The sequence below is a fragment of the Janthinobacterium sp. 35 genome, assembly GCF_002754575.1.
GTDB classification, from domain to species: domain Bacteria; phylum Pseudomonadota; class Gammaproteobacteria; order Burkholderiales; family Burkholderiaceae_D; genus Janthinobacterium; species Janthinobacterium tructae.
Genome location: NZ_PEFN01000001.1, coordinates 384,555 through 405,625 on the forward strand (window position 1 = coordinate 384,555; position 21,071 = coordinate 405,625).

Consider the following 21,071-nt stretch of genomic DNA (forward strand, 5'->3'; position numbering starts at 1 on the left):
ACGGCGTATCGTGCGGCGGCGCTGATCCGCATAGTCCACTATAGTGTGCTGGAATGGCGCGCATATTGCCCAGCCAGCCAAGGAGAAACATGCCTGATGTCGCAAACAACATGGAGCTGAAGAACGCCGGGCTGGCTGCCGCCCTGGCCGTGCAGCGTGCCGCCTGCCGGGCCCACCCCCTACCCACGCTGGCCGAGCGCAAACGCGACCTGCAAACCTTGCAGCGCTTCATCCGCGAGCATACAGACGCGCTATGCGAAGCGATCAGCGCCGATTATGGCAACCGCTCCCGGCACGAAACCTTGCTGGCGGAGATCTTTCCCGCCATCGACGGGATCGATCACGTACTGAAACAGTTGAAAAAATGGATGAAGCCGCAACGCCGCAGCGTGGACTGGCGCACTTTTCCAGGCGCCCGCAACCGCGTACTGCCCCAGCCGCTGGGCGTGGTGGGCGTTATCGTGCCGTGGAATTTCCCCATCAACCTGAGCCTGGTGCCTTTGACCTACATCTTCGCCGCCGGCAACCGCGCCATGGTCAAGATGAGCGAGAATTCACGCCACCTGGCGCAACTCTTGATCGAGAAGATGCCCGCCTATTTTCCGCCGGACAAGCTGCAGTTTTTTGACGAGACGGGCGGCGTGGGTATTGAATTTTCACAACTGCCGTTCGACCACCTGCTGTTTACGGGCTCCGGCCAGACGGGCCGCGCCGTCATGGCGGCGGCCGCGCACAATCTGTGCCCCGTGACGCTGGAGCTGGGCGGCAAGGCGCCGGCCATCGTCTGCGCCGATTTCGATGTGCGTACGGCAGCCGAACGCATTTTGTTTGTCAAATACCTCAACGCGGGGCAAATCTGCACCAGCGTCGACCACGCCTGGCTGCCCGAGGCCAGCATCGCCGCCTTCGTCGAGCATGCGCGCCAGATCATGCCCGCGCGCTACCCGCGGCTCGACACGCCCGATTACACGTCCATCATCGACGAGGCCGCCTTTGAGCGCCTGCTGCAGGCGCTCGACGATGCGCGGGAACGGGGCGCGCAAGTGATTGCGCTGCTGCCGGGCCCAAGCCACGACCGGGCCACGCGCAAGATCGCGCCGCACATCGTGCTCGACGCCCCCGCAGACAGCCTGCTGCTGACGCGCGAAATCTTTGGCCCCATCCTGCCGCTGCGCGGCTATACAGACCTGAACACGGTGATCGACAGCATCAACGCTGGGCCGCGGCCGCTGGCCATCTATCCGTTCAGCAACGAAACAAGTACGGTGCAGTTGCTGATCGACCGGGTGATGTCGGGCGGCGTGTCCGTCAACGACGCGCTGTACCATGTGGGCCAGCACGATTTGCCCTTCGGCGGCGTGGGCGAGTCCGGCATGGGCCACTACCACGGCGTGGAAGGTTTTCACACCTTCAGCAAGCTGCGCCCCGTGTTTTATCAGGCGCGCTACAGCGCGTTGAAACTGCTGTGGCCGCCGTATGGCAAGCTGGCCAGCCGCGTATTGAACTTCCTGACCCGCTGATTACAGGAACAGCGAGGCGGCGATGGCCCACATGACGACGGCGATGATGCCATCGAGCACGCGCCAGGCCATGGGCTTGGCAAACACGGGCGCCAGGTAGCGGGCGCCAAAGCCCAGCAGGAAGAACCACAGGGCCGAAGCCAAGATGGCGCCACCGGCAAAGTAGAAGCGTCCCACACCTTCATGCTGTCCGCCGATCGAACCGAGCAGGATGACCGTGTCGAGGAAGGCGTGCGGGTTCAGCAGGCTGAACGCCAATGCCGCGCCGATCACGGCCCAGTAGCCTTCGGGCGACTTGGCCGCCGATACCGTCAGGGCCGTTGGACGCCAGGCCGACTTGGCCGCCCGCAAGCCATACGCGATCAGGAACGTGGCGCCACCAGCCTTGGCCCACAGCAAGAAATTAGGATTGTCGGCAATGAAAGTGCCCATGCCGGCCACGCCGGCCGTGATCAAAATCGCGTCGCACAGCAAACAGACGAGTATGCAGGTGAGCACGTAATGGCGCTTCAGCCCCTGCTTGAGCAAGAATGCATTCTGCGTGCCGATGGCCACGATCAGGCTCGCTCCGAGCCCCATGCCTTTCAAGAAAATTGCGCTGTCCATATCGATTCCTTTCTATTGCTTTCCATCACGCGCACGGCCGCCCACGCTCTGCCGGCAACGGCAAAGTCATCAGAGGTAGGTGGAGGGTGGTGCGGAACCAGGAGGACCGCGCGGGAGAGTGGAGTTGTTACCCTATTTCAACAGTGTAAAGAAAAAGTAAATATAAGTATAATGAATGATTCTAACCATATATAAGAGAATCTTATGCGCGTCGTCGATTACCGTGGATTGGCCGCCCTCGACGCCGTGATTGGCCTGGGCAGCTTTGAAAAGGCCGCGCAGGCACTGGCGATCAGCCAGCCGGCCGTGTCGCAGCGCATCCGCACCCTGGAAAACCTGGAAGGCACTTTGTTGATCATCCGTAGCCACCCGCCCCTGCCCACGGAAGCGGGCCAGCGCCTGATCGCCCATTACCGGCAAGTCAAGCTGCTCGAGGCGGCGCTCGACGCCCAGCCCGGTCCCACCACGCAATTGCCGGAGCTGGCCATCGCCGTCAACGCCGACAGCGCCGCCACCTGGATCCCGGAAGCGCTGGGGCCGCTACTCTCGCCGCCGTCCTGCCTGCTCGATATCCGCCTCGACGACCAGGACCACACCCTGAGCCAGCTGCGCGAAGGCCGCGTATTTGCCTGCGTCACCAGCGCCAACGACTTGGTGGCCGGCACCACGGCCACGCCGCTGGGCGGCATGCGCTACCTGTGCGTGGCCTCGCCCGCGTTTGCGCAGCAATGGTTTCCCCATGGTTTTACGGTGGAGGCCGTCAGCCAGGCGCCCGCCATCACGTTTGGCAGCAAGGATGCACTGCACGAGCGCTATCTGCAGCACCGCCTCGGCTACACGGGCCGCTATCCGCACCATGTGCTCGGTTCGGCGCGCGATTTCGTGCGCTTCATCGAAGCGGGCTATGCCTATGGCATGGTGCCTTTGCTGCAGGCGGAGACGGCGCTGGCCACTGGCAGGCTGGTCGACGTGGCAGCCGGGCAGGCGCTCGACGTGCCCCTGACCTGGCATGCCTGGGATATCCAGACGCCGCTCACGCGCACCCTGTCGGACGCCGTCATCGCCACGGCGCGCAAATGGCTGCTACAGGATTGATTGACGCATGCAACATTTATCTATGCTGGACAGCAACTTCCCCATGTGTGCCCTGCCCTGCCTGGCCTACACTACAAGCATGATCCATCACCATCAGGAGCTGGCATGACGACCCTGCGCACCACATTGCTCGGTTTGCTGGCGACCATCCCGCTCGCCGCCGGCCTGGCCGCTTGCTCACCCTTGAGCGTCATCAATGCCTTGTCGTCCGGCAGCGCCTCGCAAGTGACGCGGGGCCTGGCCTACGGCCCCCTGCCACGGCAAAAACTCGATGTGTATGCCCCCAAGACCCGCACGGGGCCCGTACCCGTGGTGGTGTTCTTTTATGGCGGCAACTGGACGGCGGGCGAGCGCGCCGACTATGCCTTCGTTGGCCACGCGCTTGCCGCGCGCGGCTACCTGGCCGTGATCGCCGACTACCGGCTGTATCCAGAGGTGCACTACCCGGAGATCTTGCAGGATGCCGCCCGCGCCGTAGCCTGGGCCGCGATGGAATCGAGCCGCCATGGCGGCGACCCCGCCCGTTTGTTCGTGATGGGCCATAGCGCGGGCGCCTACAATGCGGCGATGCTGGCGCTCGACGCCAGCCTGCTGGCGCGCCACGGCATGCACCCGCACGACTTGCGCGGCTGGATAGGCTTGGCCGGTCCCTACGATTTCTTGCCGATCGAAAATACCACCACCCGGCCCGTCTTCTTTTACCCGGATACGCCCGCCGCTTCGCAGCCCATCCACCACGTGACGGCCGAGGCCCCGCCCGCCCTGCTGATCGCCCCCTTGCCCGGACAGGACAAGCTGGTCAATCCACAACGCAATACGGGCGGCCTGGCCACCGCCTTGCGGGCGCTGAACCGGCCCGTGACGGAAACGTATTTCGACAAGGTCAGCCATACCACCCTGGTCGCCTCGCTGGCCAGCCCCCTGCGCATGCTGGCCCCCACACTGGACGCCGTGAGCGCCTTTATCGATGCCAACAGCAAGGTCGATACCATGCTGACACGTAAGATGGGCGCGGGCGCGGGCACGGGCGTGGGCACGGACGGGCGGGAAATTCCCGCCACGCCGCCACGTCCTGCAACGGCGCAAAGCACCGCCACGCAGGCTGCCATCGCGCGCGCCCACGACAAAACGCCCGCCCCCTGAAGGACGGGCGCACTGCCCGGACCACTACGCACGATGCTGCGCAAGCCAAGCGCATCGCAAGGCTCGGCCCTTGCGATGCGGATTCAGCTGGCATTCAGCTACCGGCAGCGGCCCGCTTACTCTTTACGGCTGGCGCTGCTGGTTTTGCTTTGTGCGGAGCCCGCTTGCGATGCGCTGCCGCTGGCGGAGCTTTCGCTGCCGGCCGACTGCTGGCTACCTTGCTGGCTGGCGCTTTGCAGGCTTTGACCGTCACGGCTTTGCGCGCCGCGCTGCTGATCGCGGTTGGCGCCATTTTGATGGTAAGCCTGGAACGGTTCAGCGACGCGCTGCATGGCTTCCTGCTGCTTGCGCACGTTTTTCTGCGTTTCTTCCGAAGCCGTGCGGGCCACTTCTTCGGCCAGCGCCTTGGCCGTACGGCTCGTTTCATTCACATGCTGCTCGGCCACGTTGGCCAGTTCGACCTGCGTATCGGCGGCCAGACGCGACAGCTGTTGCTGATACTTGCGCAATTGCTCGGCGGCTGGCTGGCCCGCTGCGGCAGCCACCTGGAACACATCTTCGGCACGCTCGACCGTCAGCAGGTTCTGGCTGGTAACAGTGGTTTCTTCCAGCAAGCCTTGCGCCAGCTGCATGTTCAGGTCACTGAAGTGCTGCACCGACTGGAACATGGACTTCGACAGACCATTGAAAAAAGCCAGTTGCGCTTCCAGGTGGTTTTTGACGGCTGGGGTAACACTACGGGAATATGGATACATGGAGTTCCTCATTAAATAGCGGTTGGGTAGACACAAGGCGACACCCCCGGTTGTCGAACGGTGAAGCAGACGACCGGGCTACGCCACGAAACGCGAAAAAACATATCCGATTGGTGGGAAGATGCTTTGCAACGCGAGTCCCAAGGCTACGTGAGCACCGCAGGTGAGGGATGATCTGGATCAAACGTGCGCTAAGCTGCGCAGAAAGTTTTGGCTGGACAGCTTGCCCTTGGCAAACGTCAGTGACAGGAAGGAAAAACTGTGCCAGGCACGCTCAACGCGCGGCGCCGGTGCCCGGCACGACGGGCTTGTAGCCATGGCTGCGCAGCGAAGCTTCCAGCCAGCGGTTGCCATACCAGCCACGTGCCAGCAGGTAACTGAGCTCCGCGGCGGCCATCAGCAGCATCATGGGACCGATGTGCAGTTCGGTGGCCAGATGGCTGCCAAACCACAGGCAGACATCCATCGCCAGCATCAGCAGCAATAGCCACCAGCGGCGCTTGGCCACGGCCCAGAACGAGCCCAACAACAGGGCCGGCCAGGAAAATCCCGTTTTCACGTAGGCATAGCGGCCCGCATCGTCGGCAAACAGGGTGGCGCTGTGCTTCATGCTGCTCTCTTCTGGTAATGAACGGTGTCAGGGTTCGGGATGGTGGCAGACGGCTTCGACATTGTGACCGTCCGGCCCCAGCACGAAGGCGCCATAGTAATTCGGATGATACATGGCGCGGATGCCGGGGGCGCCGTTATCCTTGCCGCCCGCTGCCAGTGCCGCCTGGTAAAACGCGTCCACCTGGGCGCGGTTGCCCGCCGTGAAGGCGAGATGCATGCCGGCATGCGGCGTGCCGCCCACGCCAAACCAGAAATCGGGCTTGCCATCCTTGCCCAGGCCAACCCATCCCTGCTCTTCCATCACCACCGACACGCCCAAGGGCGCCAGGGCGGCCGAAAAGAAGGCCTTGCTGGCCTGGGCATCGCTGACATTCAAACCGATGTGATCAAGAATCATGATGGTGCTCCACGCAGGTAAGGGGACAGCTAAGGGGACAGCTAATGCAGTATGCGCCAATATTGCCTTTAAAGCAAGCAAAGCTACAGATCCGGCGCGTAGCGGGCGACCATCTGCGCCTGCGTTTCCTGCGGCCCGCTGCCGCCCGTCTGCTCCGCAATCATCTGGCCCATCGTCGGCAAGACGCAGCGTTCGACTTGCGCCGTGCTGTCCCACAGGCGCGCACGCATGAGGGCCTTGGCGCAGTGCAAGTAAGCCTCGGCCACGCGCAGGCGCATGACCAGGCGTGGCGGGTTGCGCTCGGCGGCAAAGTGCGCCAGCAGCGCCGGATCGTCGCTGAGACTGGCCTCGCCATTTACGCGCAAGGTTTCATCGACGCCGGGGATCATGAACAGCAGCCCCGCCCTGCCCGTCTCGGCAATATTGCTGAAACTGTCGAGGCGGTTATTGCCCTTGGCATCGGGCAGCAGCAAGGTATGGGCATCGAGCACGTGCACGAAACCGGGCGCGCCGCCGCGCGGCGAGGCGTCGAGCTGGCCGCCAGCGCCGCCCGTGGCCAGCACGACGAACGGCGACAGCCCGATGAAGGCGATGCAATGCGGGTCGAGACGGTCGAGCTGCTTGCTCAGCGAACGCCCCTGCGCGGGCGGATAATGCGCGCGCAGTTGCTCCAGCGAATCGATTTCCATGCGCTTCCCCTGCCTAGCGCAGGTTGCCCGTATGGCCGAGCGAATAACGGCCCGGCTGCGGCCACACGGTCAGGCCGTGCGGTTCCTGGCCGACTTTTACCTTGGACACGTCGCCACTGTTCGTATCGATGCGATACACCACATCGTCGAAACGGCCGGACAGCCACAAATACTTGCCATCGGCGCTCACATTGCCCATGTCGGGGCTGCCGCCGCCGGGAATCGGCCAGTTCGCCACCACTTTTTCGGTGGCGAAATCGATCACGCTGACGCTGCCCTTGCCATTGCGCTTGCCGTGGATGCGGTGCGTGCCGCGGTTGGCCACGTACAGTTTCTTGCCGTCACGGCTCGGGTACAGGCCATGCGCGCCCACGCCCGTCTGGATGAAGCCGATTTCCTTCAGGGTGGCGCCATCGACGATGTGCACGCCGTCGGCGTCCATGTCGGCGATAAAGAATTTCTTGCCGTCCGGCGAGATGCGTATGTCTTGCGGCATGCCCTTCTTGACGCTGCAGATTTCATTCGCGGGACCGCCCACGGGGCCGGACTCGGCAAAACGCTTGGCCGGCATCTGCAATTTCAGGTAGCCGTCGACCTTGCGCCCCACCAGGTCGATCTTGGCGATGGTGCCGTCGAACTCGCAGGTGAACATGGCGTAGCGGCCGTCATTCGAGAAATCCGCATGGTTGATGCCGCCGCACTGGGGCGTGTCGATCGAATACTGCACGGCCATGGTCTTCGGATCGCGGAAATCGAGGCGGTGGCGCGCTTCGGCCACGACGATGGCCGACTTGCCATCCGGCGTGAAATACATATTGTAGGGATCATCGACGGGCACTTCCTTGCCCGGCTTGCCCGTCAAGGGGTCGACCGGCGTCAGACTGCCCTTGTCCGTGCGTTCGGCATTGTTCGCCACCCACAGCGTGCGCAAGTCCCACGACGGCACCACGTGCTGCGGGCCGCTGCCGACCTTGAACTTGTCGACCACTTTCAGGCTGTCCTGATCGATCACGTACACATCGTTCGAGCGCAGGTTGGGCACATAGACTCTGCGCAAGTGATCCTTGACGACGGGACTCATATTGCTGCTGCCGATGCTGCCGTACACGTTTTTCGGGTCCACCAGCGGCGGCATGCCCGGCAGCGGCGAATACGCGGCAGCCGGCGCGGCGGCGGGGACCGGCGTGCTGGCGCCGATGACCTGGCTGGCCACGCCCAGGCCGGCCAGTGCGGCAGCCAGGGCGGACAAGGTGACGATGGTGCGTCGTTGAGATTTTTTCATGTGATTTCGCGTCGTTTCGTTGCAAAAGCCGGAAGTTCAGGACTGCCGGCGGAGAATTTACTTGTTACGTTGCAGCAATTGCTTGATGGCGGCCACCGACGTGTCCACCTGCAGCTTGATGCCGATCTGGCCCAGCTCGACCGTGGCACGCGTGGCGTCGCCGCGCACGCCATCCGCCACACCGGGCTTCGGTCCGTGCGCCATGGCCTCGCTGCGCACCAGCGACGGGTCCGTCGCCAGCATCAGCGCCGCGTCCGCCAAGCCTGCATGCAGACCGATCTCGGCGCTGCTGTGGCCGCGCTTCTGCAGCTCGGCAATATATTGCGATTGCGTGATGTCATAGTAATCGAGCAAGGCATACGCACGCGCATCTTTCGCCGTGGAAGCTTTGCCCCAGGCCCGATTGAGCTTATTCGCCACATTCTGCTCATTCTTCTGGTAACCACCGTGATCACCGAGGAAAATGATGTCACGGAAACCATGCTGGCGCAGGCTGGCGGCCGCGCCTTCCAGCACGGCCTCGAAGGCGGCTGGCGGTATCGAAATCGTGCCGGCAAAGCGCATGTGGCCGGCTGGTGGAGAAATACTGCCTTCCGGCACGTAGGACACGACGGGCGCGACGATGGTGTTGCCCAGCTTTTGCGCAATCTGGCGCGCCAACAGAGCGGCGCGCACATTGTGCTTGCCCAGCGCGATATACGGCCCGCTCTGCTCGACGCCGCCGATCGGCACCAGCACGGTGGTGGCGCCGTGGTCGATACGGCTGCGCAACTCCGTGCTGGTCAGCTCTTCCAGCATGACACTGCTGCTGGCAGGCGTGGCCGCCAGGGCGGACGCGGCAGGAATCAGGCAGAACAGGGTCAAGGAAAACACGGAGCCGAATGGCTTGGACAGTATGGAGGGCACACGCGGCGCAAGAGGTACATTCGGCAGAGGGAACTGCAGCGTCATAAGCAAACATCTTTCCAAGGTCAAAGCGTGACGCCGTGCCCGGCCTTGCCAGGCAAGCTGGCTGCCACGCAGGAATTGTATTCCATCATGACGGGAAGGGCACGTTAATTTGACGCGGTGCTTTGCAAGGAATTGACGAGGGGAAACTATCTGTCAGACTGTTGTCGCCTTGGCCCCGTCCACCTCGCCATCATGGAGAGCCGCGTGGCGTTTCTCGGCATAGGCCTTGAGCGAGCGCATCGTTTTGGGTAGCCCTAGCCTGACTTGTTTGGCAACGCCTGGTCCGAACAGAAAAGCAAGCGCTCCAGTGAACCACACACGGTGAACGACTTCCGCTCCGCCATCTACCGCGGCAACCGTGTGCTCGAAGTGGATGCGGAACAGCGGGATGTAGCCCTCGACGGTGAACGAGCGGCCTGCGGTGCGCTCGGTAAGCAGCATCGGAATACCCATCCCCTTGTTCGGCACGATCCTGCCCGGTGTTCCAGTTGCGAATGGCCCATTGAGCCGGGCTTGCTTGGTATCCGGATCCCACAAGTGCCATCGGTCGACTTCACTCCAGATTTGATCGATGACCGTGGGCGGGACTGCAATGTGGATGCTTTCTTCAATATGCGCCAATTGGGGGATCTCCCTATCATTGTGATAAAAGTAACTGCGTCTGCTATCCGGCATCGCGCAGTGCCTGGGTATTGGTCAGCGGCATAGCAATTATCAAAAGATACTCCGCCAGCAGGAACAAACACTGCGGCTTTTCCTGTACATCGATAAAAAATATACCTGCCGCAATTGGAGGATACACTGTTTTCTTGCCATATAAATAAAGTTGAATTCTGGCTATACTTGTCGCAGACAAAGCCGGACCATCATGACAGCCTTATTTAGCGCCAAGATTAAGGGGTGCGCCAGTGAGCAGGAACCACAAGCTGCCGCTCGTCATGACCGTGAGCCTATAGGATGTTGAGAGATTATGAACGCGACACATTGGCGGGTTGAAGAGCTAAAGCATCACGCTGCGGATATCGTCTGGCTTGATGCCGAGGATGCTCGCCACGCATATCATTTAGTGGGCCTTCATGATTCGAAGACGCATCTCGGCCTGGACGTTAACACCGTTGCCTCCATCGAGCGGTTCGCATTCGGCGATGACGTGGTCAGCGCAACCAGGTGGTTACGTGCCCGTATGCCGGGAAGTCAGCAGGTCGTAGTTGTGTTTGGAGAAGACGAATGCTTCGTATGCAGCAGTGTGTTCCTGGTCGAAAATTGGTCGGATATTGTTGTCCCTTCACGTGACGACGCGATGATCTATTCGAACGACACGCCGCTTATCCTGTTTTATTGCCATGAAAATGCATACGAGGTGGGGCAGCGAATGGCCTATGATTAAAGGCAGCGTTCGGCCAGGAGCCGCCGTTGAAGCGAAACCTGAGTAACTAAAATCAATAATGAAATGATGGAATATGAAATGCAGCTTCAGCTGGGACAGAAAATTTCCCGCATTTCTCTTTCTCGTTAATTTTCTTTGCCTGCACCTTTGCACCTGAAGTTGTACCGGCTCATGTCAGGATTTTTTCCTTGGCATTATCGGTGCTATTTTCTTGCGTAGGCAGCAATAAATCTGCGTTGGCCTCAGCGACGAAGAGCTTGCAACGGAAGTTCATGCAGCCGATACCACGAGCTTTGTTTCCCGCTTTGCTACAGTTGCTGGTATTGTCGACAGTGACGATGCTGCTGGATGTTTACATTGCCACGAATTCACTAGACACTGCTGAGCTACTCATAAGCTGTGGCTGGATGACTGTTGCAAACACTCAGTAAAGCCTGTCATGGGGCGGGCCTGCCAACGACGGCAACCGGCCATACAGGACATCCAGTACACAATACCTTCCTTCTCACATTCATTCATGATGACTACCCCTACTCTCGATTCTTCCATCGTCGCCTGCGACGATTCAGGTGTCTATCGAACACTGCTGGAGTCGACCCGCGCAATTCCGTGGCGAATCGACTGGGCCACGATGCGCTTCACTTACATTGGCCCTCAAATTGAGGAGTTGCTCGGTTGGAAACAGTCAAGTTGGCTGTCCGTAAACGACTGGGCCGAACGCATCCTGGAGGAGGATCGCAAGAAGACGGTCGATTTTTGTGTCGCACAGTCGCAGATGGGCCTCGATCACGAAGCCGACTATCGGGCGCTAACGTCCGGCGGAGAACAGCTTTGGATCCGAGACGTCGTGCACGTGGTGCGTCGCCAGGACGGCAGCGTCGAATCGCTGGTTGGCTTCATGTTTGACATTACCGAGCGTAAGCAGGCAGAGGACAAGATCCTCCAGTTGCAGCGCGAACTGGAAGTGCTCACCTACCGCGACAGCCTGACAGGCGTTGCAAACCGCCGCATGTTCGACACGCTGTACGCGATCGAATGGGCCAAGGCGCGCGCCACTGGCGAACCGCTGTCGCTGATCGTGATCGACATAGATTATTTTAAACAGTACAACGATCATTATGGCCACATGCAAGGTGACGACTGTTTGCGTCGTGTGGCCCAGGCAATGGATGAGGGCGCTTCACGTTCGCGCGACCTGTGCGCCCGCCTGGGAGGCGAGGAGTTTGTGCTGCTGCTGCCAGCCACGGACGAGGGCGCAGCCCGCAACGTGGCCGAGCGCTGTCGCAAGCTGCTGGCGCGCAAGGAAATCGAGCATGCACGCTCCGGCGTTGGTCGCTTAGTCACTGTCAGCATGGGCGTCGGCACTATCTTGCCCGGGGCCCTGGTTGACCCCCATGTTTTTCTCGATAGAATAGACCGCCGTCTTTATCAGGCCAAGTCCGGGGGACGCGACCGTATATGCGACGTCGAGTCGTAAGCCTCCGCACTAGTGCTCACAAGCCGAATTTCTGCTTTGGGGCGGAAGCTGCCGATGATGGCAACCGGCCAGAAGCGGACCTCCATACGATCCAGTACAAGAAGGAGCGAGTGCTCGTGAGAAATACCGTTTTAAGCCGGTTGTCCATGTTGGGCGTTGTTTTCTTGTGCCTTTCGCTGTCGTCCTTGACCAATGCTTCCGAACAACAAAGCGATATGGCATCGATCAAGCAGGAGCATTGCGAAGAAAGTAATAATCTTGAAAATACCTTCTGCATGAGTCGAGAACTAAAAGAATCCGACGCGCGCTTAAACGTCGTCTACAAGACATTGATGTACGCGCTTACCAAGCCACAAGGGTTGCAACGCGCGCAACGTGCATGGATTGTTTTCCGCGACGCGGAGTGCAAGTTCCAGAACGCGGCGATGCATGGCGCAAGTGCTTACAACTTTTCGATGGACCTGTGTTTGATGCAGCTGACTGAACAGCGCATATCGGTGTTAGAAACCGTTAGGCCCTGTAATGGCTGCATAGAATTCAAGGATGAGTTTTATGGAACGAGGAAAGAGTTCACCTTGCCAGAGCGTAAACGCACTCCTGCTTCGGGCAAGCTATGACACGGGGCGAGGCCTGCTGGCTTTTAGTCCCGTTTTAACGCGCTTCGACTGCTACGTCCGCCAGGGGGCGGACCCCGCCAACGGCGGCAACCGGCCAGGAGCAGACATTGTGAATGGTTCTTAACATCTCACTCTGAACTAGGTTGAAGGGAAAACAGTTCTTCAACTGTCAAGCCAAGAGCCCGCGCCAATTTGAGCGCAAGAATGGTTGATGGCACCATTTGTCCAGATTCAATTGCATTAATGGACTTGCGCGTGATGCCGGCGCGCTCGGCCACTTCCGCCTGCGTAAGGTCCATCCGCGCGCGATGGACTCGCATTGTAGTTGTCAGTCGATCCACTTTCAAAGCCTGTCAACGGTCGTGCCAGATCAAACTGGCTAGTACGGTCACGCTAGCGGCAATAATAGTCACCGCTGCCATGACAGCGGCCTCGTGTTCAAAAGAACTCAAGGACAATCCTACAGCCAGTATGGGTTGGAGTGCGAGCGTCACCAAGAAACCATTTCGCAATGCGCCTTGCAAACCTGCCTGACGAAACTCGTCGTTACGAACCGCTTTCATGCTAGCTTTATCAACTCGCTTCAGCATGGAGGACAGGGCGCCAGCGACTATTATGATCACAATAGGCATTACCAACCACAGCGCGTTGCCTATTCGGGCCAGATCTGTGCTGGCGAACTGCAAGAGCGCCGCAATGCCGAGTAAAAGCACGAACCCCAGAATGATAAGCAAATGGCGGTGCGCTACGCGGGCGGCAGCGTCGATAGGGTACAGTTTGTCAGCCATACTTACCTCCTTGTATTTGGAAACTCAAGTGTAACTCATCGCGGACAAAAAGTAACGTATAGGTTACATTTGCACTGCTTGGATCGCAATTGTTATACAACGACTGCTTTGGGGCGCAAGCGGACTCACGCGCCCGACAGTCAGGCAGACACCTTGACTACTGCGAAACCGGACGGCGCCGCCCACCGTCCCTTCCGCCCTGCCAGCCCGAACAACTTTACTGCCACTCGCCACAGTCGCAGAACTCAAGGCCCCCATCCGACGACGCCAGCAGCAAAGCAAAACCCCGGCGTACCGGGGCAGTCACAAGGTTCAAGCGCGGGCGCTGCGGCCGGGCAGCGCCAGGCGGCGGCTGGCGGCGCTTGAAACCGGGGCCGGCAAGCCGCCCGCCACTTTCAACGATTTGGCCTGGGCATCGCCACGCAGGCGGAACACGGCCACCACGTCGACCAGTTCCACGGCGCGCTCTTGCAGCGAAGACGCTGCGGCGGCCGCCTCTTCCACCAGGGCCGCATTCTGCTGGGTCACCTGATCCATTTGCGAAATGGCCTGGTTCACCTGCTCGATGCCGGCGCTCTGCTCGTGGCTGGCGTTGGCGATGTCGCCCATGATGTCCGTCACGCGACGGATGCTGGCGACGATTTCTTCCATCGTCGCGCCGGCCTGGTCGACCAGCACACTGCCCGTGTTGACTTTATCCACGGAATCCTCGATCAATCCCTTGATTTCCTTGGCCGCAGCCGCCGAGCGCTGCGCCAGGTTGCGCACCTCGGTGGCGACCACGGCGAAGCCACGGCCCTGCTCGCCCGCGCGCGCCGCTTCGACAGCCGCATTCAGCGCCAAAATGTTGGTTTGGAAGGCAATGCCGTCGATCACGCCGATAATGTCGGCGATCTTCTTCGCCGATTCGTTGATGGAACCCATCGTGCCCACCACTTGCGCCACTACGGCGCCACCCTTGCGGGCCACGTCCGAGGCGGACACGGCCAGGGTATTCGCCTGGCGCGCATTGTCCGTATTCTGGCGCACGGCCGAGGTCAGCTCTTCCAGGCTGGAGGCGGTTTCTTCCAGCGACGACGCCTGCTGCTCCGTGCGCACGGACAGGTCCGCATTGCCGGCGGAAATCTGCGCGGCCGCAACGCTGACCGTATCGGCCGAGGTGCGCACGGTGGCGATCACGTCGACGATGCGCTCGAGGAATTTATTGAAGGCGGTGGCCGTACGGCCCACTTCATCCATGCGCTCGACGGGCATGGCGGCGGACAGGTCCAGCGAGGCGCTGACGCGCTCCAAGGTGTTTTCGATATTGCCCAGGCCGCCGCTGATGGTGCGGTAGATATGCCAGGCCAGCGCGCCCGTCAGCAGCACGGCTACACCCAGCACGGCCAGCATGGTATTGAACGCCGTGTCGTAGGCGGCCAGGCTTTCAGCCTTCACGTCATCGACCAGCTTGTTGTTGTAGGCGATATGGTCATCCATGCTCTTTTTCGCGGCAGCGGCCGTGATGGCCAGCGGCGTGCCGGCCAGCAAGGTGGCACGCACGCCATCCATGTCGCCCGCGTAGGCGGCGGCAAAGAATGGCACCAGCGCGCGGCGGTACGCTTCCATGGCGGCCTGGTCGGCGTCGAGCATCTTGCTGTCCGTCGCGTCGTACAGGCGCTCGGCGCGGTAGGTGGCGATGACCTTGTCGAAATTCGTGTTGGCGCTGGCCACGGCCTTGTCCAGCGCCGTCTTGTCGGCCAGGTTCGAGAATACGGACAAGCGGTAGCCGGCCAGACGCGAATCGGCCAGGAAACCCTTGGCCGCATTTAAGCCCTGGATGCTGGGGATGATGCGGTTTTGCACGGTGTCAAAACGTTCCTGGGCGCGCTGCAGCTGGATGGCGCCGCCGGCGCCCAGCAATAGCAGGGCCAGCAAGGCGATGGTGAGGGTCAGAATTAATTGCTTGGTGATATTCATGGTGTTTCACAGTCAAAAAAGCAGCCTGGCAGGGCCAGGCGGGATGAGTAGCTGCCGATCAGGTGGCCGGGACCGGTTGCAAACGGCGCGCGCTTTAGGCCGCCAGCGGGGAAACTTCAGGCGTGCGGCGCAGCAAGTCGCCATGCTGGCGGCAAAACGCCAGGCCCGCCTTGTGGCCCACGTCGAACAGCAGCTGCATGTTCGAACTGGACCAGTCCAGGGTGTCGGGCCAGTGTTGCTCCGGGATGCCGCCCATCAGATCGAGTTTCAGCAGACGCCGCTTGGGCTGGCCCGTGCGTGCATCCGTGTTGTGCTCAAGCTCGAACAGGCGCAGTTCGCTTTTGGAAATTTTCACCAGTGGCGTGATGATGGAGCGCACCCAGGCGTCGTACAGATTGCGCGGCTTGCGCAGCAGGCGTTCGTCGCCGAGGATGTCGAGGATGACCAGGGTGTCGGCGTCAGCGTGTTCGCCCTTGCCTTCGATAAACGGCTCGAAATTGAGCGTGTCGAGCGCCGCGCCTTCGATGTAGTCGTCGCCATCGATGGTGGTGGGCGCATACAGAAAGGGAAACGACAGGGCCGCGCGCACGTGGATCGGTGCGATCTCGTGCTTGCCCCAGATTTGCATGCGGTGCTCGCTGAGGTTGTAGGCATTGATGTAGAAATCGGGGCGCATGCGCGCCACGCCCGAGAAATCCACGGCTTTTTCCAGGAAGGGCAGATGCGCGCACAGGCCCAGGCTTTTGGCCGACAGGTCCGATGGCGACAGCGATGACACCATCAATTTCCCCCAGTCCGACCAGGCCGTGGGCACGCCCGCAAACGTTTGCTGGAACGCCTGAAAAAAAGGATTGTTGGCCGGCGGCTGGAAGGCGTCGCGGAAAGTGCTCGCCTGCATGCCCGGCTTCTGGAACACCTTGTAGTTAATCGGAATCATCTTGTAGATGCTGTCGGCCACGCCCGTGTCGGCCCAGCTTTGCAAGGCCTGGCGCGGCGCGGCTTCGTGCGGCGTCGTGTAAAGCAAGCCCATCAGCACACCGGCGCCGGAGGCGGAAATGACGTCGAATTCGATGCCTTCATCGAGAAACGCGGCCAGCGCGCCCGCGATCAAGGTGGAATTTGGTGCACCGCCACCAAGCAGCAGGCCCGTCTTGCGGGCAGGTGTCGCGGCTGGCGCCGGATGTGGCGGCGTCGTGCTTGCTGTCTTCATGCACACTCCCTGAATGGAACCGGGCTCACGCCCTAATTGTTGGTGACTACGCTGATGCATGCCCATGTTCCAGCAACAGGAAACTATTGCAATATTGCCGAAACAGATATGAAATTAACATAATTAAATTCCTTATGGCAATTTAATTAACGCATGATGGGTATTCAGAAAGGGTATAAGTTGACGGCACGCGGCGTGGCGTGACGCATCGCAGCAAATAAATATTTCGCAATGTTAAGAAAAATCTCTTTGGGGTAGGAATATTCCGCAACTGGCCGCCATGGCGGCGGCCAGGCCGCTCAGGGGACGGGAGGTGGGGCTGAAAAATGCAGGTGGGTACACAGATGGTCAACAAAGACGCGGATTTTCGGTGACAGATGGCGGCTCGATGGCCACAGCACCCAGAACTTGCTCGCGTACAGCAGGTAGTCGCCGAGCACGGCTTGCAGTTCGCCCCGCCCGATAGCGTCGCGCACGATAAAGTCGGGCAAATACGCGAGGCCCACGCCCTGCGTGGCGGCGCCGATCAAGGCTTCGATATTGTTGCAGGTCAAGGCCGTCGGCAAACGCAGTTCGCCGCCGCTGTCGCCCTCGGCACGCTGCAGCGTCCATTCCTGCAACTTGCCCGTGGTGGGGAATTTATAGCGCACGCAGGCGTGCCCTTCCAGCGCGCGCGGCGTGGCCGGCACGCCATGGCGGGCAAAATACGCGGGAGAGCCCACGATGGCAAACGCGAACGGCCCCAGTTCGCGCGCCATCAGCCGCGAATCCGTCAAGCTGCCGCTGCGTACGGCCACGTCGACGCCTTCGGCCACCACGTCGACCAGGCGGTCGTTGAAATCGAGGTCGAGCTCGATCTCCGGGTACTTGCGCGTAAAGTCCGCCAGCAGGGGCAGGATGATGCGGTAACCGATCACGGGCAAGCTGACCTTGAGCTTGCCGCGCGGCGCCTCGGCCAGGTGCGACAATTCCGCCTCGGCATCACCGAGGTCGGCCAGGATGCGCTGGCAGCGCTCGTAAAACAGCGCGCCCTCGTTGCTCAGGCTGATGCGCCGCGTGCTGCGGTTGAGCAGGCGCACGCCCAGCTTTTCTTCCAGCCGTGCCACGCTCTTCCCAACGGCCGAGGCCGACACGCCAAGCAGCCGGCCGGCCGCCACATAACTGGAAGTTTCCGCCGCGCGCACGAAGGCGGCAATGCCGTTCAGATTATCCATGCCACCTCGCCATCTCCATTAAGGAATATTTGTCCGTTATGAGTGGATTTTCAGCCACTTTTTCATCGATTGCGTCCATATTATCATCAGATTCCCTCTTTCTGGAATCACTCCCATGGATACAAACTACCGTATGAAGCCAGCCTCCCCGGCCCGGCGCGCCTTCGTGCTGGCCGCCGTCTGCCTGGCCGCGCTGTGCATGCCGCTCAGTTTTACGGGGCCGGCCATCGCCATCCCCGCCATCGCCGCCGACTTGCATGGCACGCCGCTGGCGCTGGCGTGGATCACGAATGCCTTCATGCTCAGCTTTGGCGGCTGCCTGATGGTGGCCGGCGCGCTGGCCGACCGCTATGGCCGCAAGCGCGTGTTCTTGCTGGGCATGGGCGTGTTTTCCGCCGCCGCGCTGGCGCTGTCAGCCGCGCCCGGCATTGTGTGGCTCGACGTGCTGCGCACCGTCCAGGGCCTCGGTTGCGCCATGGCCCTGTCGAGCGGACTGGCGGCCCTGGCGCAGGAATTCGATGGCGCGGCCCGCGCGCGCGCCTTCAGCCTGATCGGCACGGCCTTCGGCGTGGGCCTGGCTTTCGGTCCCTTCCTGGCCGGCACCTTGATCACGCACACGGGCTGGCGCGCCATCTTCATCGCCACGGCCGTGGCCGGCCTGACCGCCCTGCTGGCCGCCGCGCGCGCCATGCGCGAATCGCGCGACCCGCAGGCGCAGGGCGTCGATTGGCCCGGCGCGCTGACGTTTACCGGCGCGCTGTCGCTGTTTACGTATGGCTTGCTGCAGGCGCCCGACAGTGGCTGGGACAGCGCGGCCAGCGTGGGGCTGCTCGGTAGCGCGGCCCTGCTGCTGGCCGCGTTCATCCGCGTGGAGCGCCGCGCCGCGCGGCCCATGCTGGACTTGACCCTGTTTCGCCTGCCCGCCTTTGCCGGCGTGCAACTGCTGGCCGCCGCGCCCGCGTTTTCCTTTGTCGTACTGCTGGTATTGTTGCCGGCCCGCTTCATCGGCATCGAAGGCTACAGCGCGCTGGAAGCGGGACGCATGATGATCGCCCTGTCGGCGCCCATGCTGGTGCTGCCTATCCTGGCCGGCATGGCGGCGCAGCGCATTGCCGCCGCGCACATCTGCGCCTGCGGCTTGCTGCTGGCGGCAGGCGGCTTGCTGTGGTTGTCCACCTGCGCGCCAGGACAGTCGCCCGCCAGCTTGCTGGGACCGCTGCTGCTGATCGGCTGCGGCATCAGCCTGCCCTGGGGCTTGATGGATGGCCTGGCCATCAGCGTCGTGCCCGTCGAGCGGGCCGGCATGGCGGCCGGCATCTTCAATACGACGCGTGTGGCGGGCGAAGGCCTGGCGCTGGCCATCGTCAGCGCGCTGCTGGGCACCTTTGCCGTGGCGGCGCTGGGCCGCGCCGGCCTTGCCGGCATCGGCGCGCAACAGGCGGCGCATGCGGGCCCCTTCCTGGCGCTGGGCGAGCTGCGCCATGCGGCTACCCTGTTGCCGCAGGCGGGCGCGGCCGAACTGGCGCAAGCGTATGGCACGGCGTTCCGCCACTTGCTGTATGTGCTGGCCAGCATTACGACGGCCTCGGCCCTGCTGATCCTGGCATTTTTGCGTCATCCTGCGCCTGCCGCAACGGACACGGCCGCCCTGCCCGCCTGCAAGGCACAGCAATAATTCACCATCGTAGTTTCTCTTGCCGCACACGGCGGCGCCCCCGCGCCGCCGCCCGCCTTTGATGTTTCTCCGCAACACATCAAAAGTTCAAGAAGAATTCAAAGAACAAAACTAGTTTACTCATCAAAGCGCTTTGAACTATACTCAAAGCGCTTTGAAACATAGTTAAAGCGCTTTGGTTGTGCAAAGTGATGCGCACCGATCCCACACCTATAAAAACACTGGAGACGCAATGAACAAACATTTCTTGAAAACTTTGCCTGCCGCCGTGGCGTTGGCCTTGAGCGCTTCGGCTGCCCAGGCTGCCCTGCCGATCGACTTCGGCGGCTACATCCGCTCGGGCCTCGGCACCAGCAGCGAAGGCGGCAAGGAAGCCTGTTTCGGCCTGGCTGGCGCCTCGTCCAAGTATCGTCTGGGCAATGAGTGCGAAACCTACGGCGAGCTGAAATTCGGCGGCGAAGCCTTCAAGGCAGCCAACGGCACCACCTTCCGCATCAACACCCTGGTGGCGTTTTCCGTCAACCAGAACCAGGACTGGGAACAGTCGGACCCGTCGTGGCGCGAAATGAACGTGGTGGCTGACAAGATCGGCACGGGCGCCTTCGCCGAAGCGCGCGCCTGGGTCGGCAAGCGCTACTACGACCGCCAGGACGTGCACATCACCGATTACTACTTCTGGAATAACAGCGGCCCCGGCGCCGGCCTGGAAAACATCGACCTGGGCGCCGCCAAGCTGGCCTACGCCGTCGTGCGCACGGCCGATGACGGCGACAGCAAGCGCATGGGCCTGTCCCACGACTTGCGCTTTTCCGGCATCAAGGTCAACCCGGACGGTGAACTGACGCTGGGCCTGCAATTCAATCAGAAACGCAACGCGCAAGGCGCGGCCCCCATCGCCAGCGGCCACTTGCTGACCATCATGCATACGCAGGGCAACCTGCTGGGCGGCTTCAACAAGGTGGCATTGCAGTATGGCAAAGGCAGCGCCGCCAACACGGGCGGCTTCAGCCTGGGCGCCGGCAAGGATGACAAGGTCGTGCGCCTGACGGAACAGATCATGATCCAGCCCAAAGGCGCCTGGTCGGGCATGGGCACCTTCGTCTATGAAGACAAGGAAACGGCGGGCGTCAGCAGCAAATGGACCTCGATCGGCGCACGCCCCGTCTACCACTTCACGGACAACTACAGCCTGGCCGTGGAACTGGGCCACGACATCGTCAAGCCGGAAGGTGGCGAGAGCCGCAACCTGACCAAGCTGACCTTCGCGCCGCAACTGTCGGCCGGCAACAGCTTCTGGTCGCGCCCCGTGCTGCGCGCCTTCTACACCTATGCCAAATGGAACAAGGCAGCCCAGTCGGCCGCCGCAGCGGAAACCGCGCTGTCGTCGACGGGCGTGTTCGGTGGCAAGACCAACGGCAGCTCGGTCGGTTTCCAAGTGGAATCCTGGTGGTAAGCGCGAGACTCTAGAACTTTGGCAAGCGTCCCTGGACACTTGCCACAGGCAGCAACACCGCCCGCTTTTTCAGGGGCAAGGAATATCCGGACCCACCATTTCGCCGCTGCACGCGATGGCCGGCAGCTTCAATGTAGTGATTCAGCAGTATCCTCTTTTAGCGCGGGCGCCCCTGGGTTTGCCCGCGTATTTTTTTGGGCGCCGCCGCCGCTGGTCATCCCCCTGATCATTCCGGCATTTA

Annotated in this window: 21 protein-coding genes; 8 read left to right on the forward strand and 13 right to left on the reverse strand. The window is 61.6% G+C overall.

From position 1 onward, the window contains the following. Positions 1 to 89: 89 nt before the first annotated feature. Complete coding sequence (locus tag CLU93_RS01745) at positions 90 to 1,520, forward strand: coniferyl aldehyde dehydrogenase (protein ID WP_099759745.1); 1,431 nt, start codon at positions 90 to 92, stop codon at positions 1,518 to 1,520. Here CLU93_RS01745 and CLU93_RS01750 read toward each other — a convergent pair whose 3' ends face one another. Continuing rightward, positions 1,521 to 2,126: a LysE/ArgO family amino acid transporter gene (locus CLU93_RS01750; protein WP_099759746.1), complete on the reverse strand. Its 606-nt coding sequence runs from the start codon at positions 2,124 to 2,126 to the stop codon at positions 1,521 to 1,523. A 204-nt stretch (positions 2,127 to 2,330) separates the two neighbouring features. Between CLU93_RS01750 and CLU93_RS01755 the strand changes: the two genes are divergently transcribed. After that, a complete protein-coding gene (locus CLU93_RS01755; protein WP_099759747.1) occupies positions 2,331 to 3,221 on the forward strand; it encodes a LysR family transcriptional regulator ArgP in 891 nt (296 codons plus the stop codon). Between the two features lie 105 nt (positions 3,222 to 3,326). Beyond that, positions 3,327 to 4,364: an alpha/beta hydrolase gene (locus CLU93_RS01760; RefSeq protein ID WP_099759748.1), complete on the forward strand. Its 1,038-nt coding sequence runs from the start codon at positions 3,327 to 3,329 to the stop codon at positions 4,362 to 4,364. A gap of 116 nt (positions 4,365 to 4,480) precedes the next feature. Here the strand turns inward: CLU93_RS01760 and CLU93_RS01765 are convergent, their stop codons facing one another. The 7 genes from CLU93_RS01765 to CLU93_RS01795 all read right to left on the reverse strand — a co-directional run bounded on the left by CLU93_RS01765 (position 4,481) and on the right by CLU93_RS01795 (position 9,671). Beyond that, positions 4,481 to 5,119, reverse strand: coding sequence for a phasin family protein (locus CLU93_RS01765; protein ID WP_099759749.1), 639 nt, complete (start codon positions 5,117 to 5,119; stop codon positions 4,481 to 4,483). A gap of 274 nt (positions 5,120 to 5,393) precedes the next feature. Then, complete coding sequence (locus tag CLU93_RS01770) at positions 5,394 to 5,729, reverse strand: hypothetical protein (protein WP_099759750.1); 336 nt, start codon at positions 5,727 to 5,729, stop codon at positions 5,394 to 5,396. Between the two features lie 27 nt (positions 5,730 to 5,756). Further along, entirely contained in the window at positions 5,757 to 6,128 is a 372-nt protein-coding gene (locus CLU93_RS01775) for a VOC family protein (RefSeq protein WP_099759751.1), read from the reverse strand. Between the two features lie 83 nt (positions 6,129 to 6,211). Continuing rightward, positions 6,212 to 6,817, reverse strand: coding sequence for a pyridoxamine 5'-phosphate oxidase family protein (locus tag CLU93_RS01780; RefSeq protein WP_099759752.1), 606 nt, complete (start codon positions 6,815 to 6,817; stop codon positions 6,212 to 6,214). Positions 6,818 to 6,830: 13 nt separating this feature from the next. After that, the gene (locus CLU93_RS01785) at positions 6,831 to 8,099 is read right to left on the reverse strand and encodes a YVTN family beta-propeller repeat protein (protein ID WP_071078051.1); all 1,269 of its coding nucleotides are present in this window, start codon (positions 8,097 to 8,099) and stop codon (positions 6,831 to 6,833) included. A 57-nt stretch (positions 8,100 to 8,156) separates the two neighbouring features. Continuing rightward, positions 8,157 to 9,005, reverse strand: a complete 849-nt coding sequence (locus CLU93_RS01790) for a creatininase family protein (protein WP_257224831.1) — start codon at positions 9,003 to 9,005, stop codon at positions 8,157 to 8,159. 198 nt (positions 9,006 to 9,203) lie between these two features. After that, on the reverse strand, positions 9,204 to 9,671 hold the full coding sequence (locus CLU93_RS01795; protein WP_257224832.1) for an SRPBCC family protein: 468 nt from the start codon (positions 9,669 to 9,671) through the stop codon (positions 9,204 to 9,206). Between the two features lie 349 nt (positions 9,672 to 10,020). On the opposite strand from CLU93_RS01795, the gene CLU93_RS01800 reads away from it, so the two are divergent. The 3 genes from CLU93_RS01800 to CLU93_RS01810 all read left to right on the forward strand — a co-directional run bounded on the left by CLU93_RS01800 (position 10,021) and on the right by CLU93_RS01810 (position 12,531). Beyond that, entirely contained in the window at positions 10,021 to 10,437 is a 417-nt protein-coding gene (locus CLU93_RS01800; RefSeq protein ID WP_099759755.1) for a hypothetical protein, read from the forward strand. Between the two features lie 520 nt (positions 10,438 to 10,957). Further along, positions 10,958 to 11,914 (forward strand): diguanylate cyclase, encoded by a 957-nt coding sequence (locus CLU93_RS01805; protein WP_099764185.1) that lies wholly within the window; start codon positions 10,958 to 10,960, stop codon positions 11,912 to 11,914. A gap of 116 nt (positions 11,915 to 12,030) precedes the next feature. Further along, positions 12,031 to 12,531, forward strand: coding sequence for a lysozyme inhibitor LprI family protein (locus CLU93_RS01810; protein WP_180287785.1), 501 nt, complete (start codon positions 12,031 to 12,033; stop codon positions 12,529 to 12,531). Positions 12,532 to 12,659: 128 nt separating this feature from the next. Here CLU93_RS01810 and CLU93_RS01815 read toward each other — a convergent pair whose 3' ends face one another. The 5 genes from CLU93_RS01815 to CLU93_RS01835 all read right to left on the reverse strand — a co-directional run bounded on the left by CLU93_RS01815 (position 12,660) and on the right by CLU93_RS01835 (position 17,702). Next, positions 12,660 to 12,851 carry a helix-turn-helix transcriptional regulator gene (locus CLU93_RS01815; RefSeq protein WP_099759757.1) on the reverse strand — a complete coding sequence of 64 codons (192 nt, stop codon included), beginning with the start codon at positions 12,849 to 12,851 and terminating at the stop codon, positions 12,660 to 12,662. A 33-nt stretch (positions 12,852 to 12,884) separates the two neighbouring features. Further along, positions 12,885 to 13,319, reverse strand: coding sequence for a hypothetical protein (locus tag CLU93_RS01820; RefSeq protein WP_099759758.1), 435 nt, complete (start codon positions 13,317 to 13,319; stop codon positions 12,885 to 12,887). Positions 13,320 to 13,631: 312 nt separating this feature from the next. Further along, on the reverse strand, positions 13,632 to 15,278 hold the full coding sequence (locus CLU93_RS01825; protein WP_099759759.1) for a methyl-accepting chemotaxis protein: 1,647 nt from the start codon (positions 15,276 to 15,278) through the stop codon (positions 13,632 to 13,634). 94 nt (positions 15,279 to 15,372) lie between these two features. Beyond that, positions 15,373 to 16,488, reverse strand: a complete 1,116-nt coding sequence (locus CLU93_RS01830) for a patatin-like phospholipase family protein (RefSeq protein WP_099759760.1) — start codon at positions 16,486 to 16,488, stop codon at positions 15,373 to 15,375. A 299-nt stretch (positions 16,489 to 16,787) separates the two neighbouring features. After that, a complete protein-coding gene (locus CLU93_RS01835; RefSeq protein ID WP_099759761.1) occupies positions 16,788 to 17,702 on the reverse strand; it encodes a LysR family transcriptional regulator in 915 nt (304 codons plus the stop codon). A gap of 133 nt (positions 17,703 to 17,835) precedes the next feature. On the opposite strand from CLU93_RS01835, the gene CLU93_RS01840 reads away from it, so the two are divergent. Both CLU93_RS01840 and CLU93_RS01845 read left to right on the forward strand, forming a co-directional pair. Continuing rightward, positions 17,836 to 19,377 carry an MFS transporter gene (locus CLU93_RS01840; protein ID WP_218968320.1) on the forward strand — a complete coding sequence of 514 codons (1,542 nt, stop codon included), beginning with the start codon at positions 17,836 to 17,838 and terminating at the stop codon, positions 19,375 to 19,377. A 232-nt stretch (positions 19,378 to 19,609) separates the two neighbouring features. Next, positions 19,610 to 20,830: a maltoporin gene (locus CLU93_RS01845; RefSeq protein ID WP_099759763.1), complete on the forward strand. Its 1,221-nt coding sequence runs from the start codon at positions 19,610 to 19,612 to the stop codon at positions 20,828 to 20,830. Positions 20,831 to 21,071 lie beyond the last annotated feature (241 nt).